The sequence below is a fragment of the Mycobacterium sp. UM_Kg1 genome (assembly GCF_000972925.1).
In the GTDB taxonomy this organism is placed as follows: Bacteria; Actinomycetota; Actinomycetes; order Mycobacteriales; family Mycobacteriaceae; genus Mycobacterium; species Mycobacterium hiberniae.
Window position 1 is genome coordinate 1 of sequence record NZ_JRMK01000294.1, and the last position, 1666, is coordinate 1666.

A 1666-nucleotide genomic window follows, 5' to 3' on the forward strand; every position below is an offset into this window, starting at 1 on the left:
CCCAGACCCAGATTGGCCAACAGACCCGACAGCGTGAAGTTGCCGGTCCCCAAGTCACTGAGCAGGCCGCCCAGGGTGAGGTTCTCCAGGCCCAGCCCCTCCAACAGGCCGGGCAGCGTCAGGCCGCCCAAGTTCAGCCCGCCGAGCAGAGGCCCGATGCCGAGGTCGCTCAGCTGCAGGTTCTCCAGCAGCCCGCCCAGTGTCAGGTCACTCAGGTTCAGGTTGCCCAGCAAGGCGCCCAGGGTGAGTTCGCCGGTGGCCAGGTTGCCCACCACAGCGCCCAGCGTCATCTCACCCAGCCCCAGGTTGTTGACCAGACCCGGCAACGTGAGGTTGCCCACCAGGCTTTGCAGCAGGTTGGCCAGGTTCACCTCGTCGATACCCAAGGCGCCCAGTAGCCCGTCGAGGTTCAGGGCACCCAACGTCAGGCTGCCGACCACGTCGTTCAGTGACAGGGTTCCGATCCCCAGGTTGTCGAGCAGCTGCGGCAGGCTCACGCCCAGCCCCAGGCTGTTGAGCAGACCGACCAAGTTGTCGTCGCCGAGCCCCACCGCGTTCAGCAGCCCGTTGACGCTCGTGTGTTCCAGCCCCAGGACCTGCAGCAGGCCGTTCCATCCGGTCCAGCCCAGGGTGAAATTGCCCAGCCCCAGGTTCACCATGATCTGGGGAAGCGTCAGGTTGTAGAGACCCAACCCGTGCAGCACGCCGTTCAGGCTCACCCCGGCACCCTGCGCGGCGATATTGCCCAACAGGGAGTTCAGGGTCACGTTGAGACCGAAGAAGCTCAGCAGCCCGCCTACGGTGATCCCGGTCGCATCCAAGGGACCGTTGAGATTGAGGACGTCCAGGGCATCGGAGATCAGCCCAAGGTCGACCCCCAAGAACCTGAGCAGCGAACCTGCGCCCAGGGTGACATCGAAGTCGTGCAGCAGCCCGCCCAGGCCCTGTTGTCCGACGCCGATCGTGTTCAACAGATCCACCAGGGTCAGCTGGCCCATACCGAGGTTGTTGACCAGGCTGTGCAGGCCCATGGTGCCCAACCCCATGCTGTTGATCATGGTGCCGATGCTGATGTCGCCCAGCCCGAGGTTGTTCAGCATGTCCTTGACGAGCAGGCCGTTCATGTTCAGGTTGTAGAGCAGCGTGTGCAGGCTCATCCCGCCCAGCCCCAGGTCGCCCAGCAGGCCGCCAAGGCTTTGGTTGCCCAGGCCGAGGCTGGTCAGCATGCCCGGCAGTGTCGTGGTGCCCAGCAGGGCGCCGACCAGTCCGGACAGCGTGACGTCGCCCATGTCCATGTAGCCCAACAGTTCTGGCAGGGTGGTGCCGCCGGCCCCGATGCCGCCGACCAGCCCTCCCAGGGTCAGATCGGTCAGCCCCAGGTCGCCGATCAGGCCGGGCAGCGTGGTGGCGCCCAGTCCGACGCCGGTCAGCAGTCCGTTGAGGTCCAGGTTGTCCAGGCCGACCGCGCCGACCAGGTCGCCCACACTCAGGCCGGTCAGGGCCAACGTGTCCGCCAAGCCGCCCAATGTCAGGTCCGCGGTGCCCAGTCCTCCCAGCAGGCTGCCCAGCGTCAGATCGGTCATTCCCAGGTCGTCGACCAGGTCGGGCAGCGTGGTCCCGCCCAACCCGACCGCCCCCAGCAGCGCCCCGACGTCCAGACCGCCCA

General features: G+C 66.6%; 1 pseudogene. It reads right to left on the bottom strand.

Annotated elements, in window-relative coordinates:
* Window positions 1–1666 (bottom strand): annotated as a pseudogene (locus LI92_RS24020) (hypothetical protein); the annotation flags it as partial.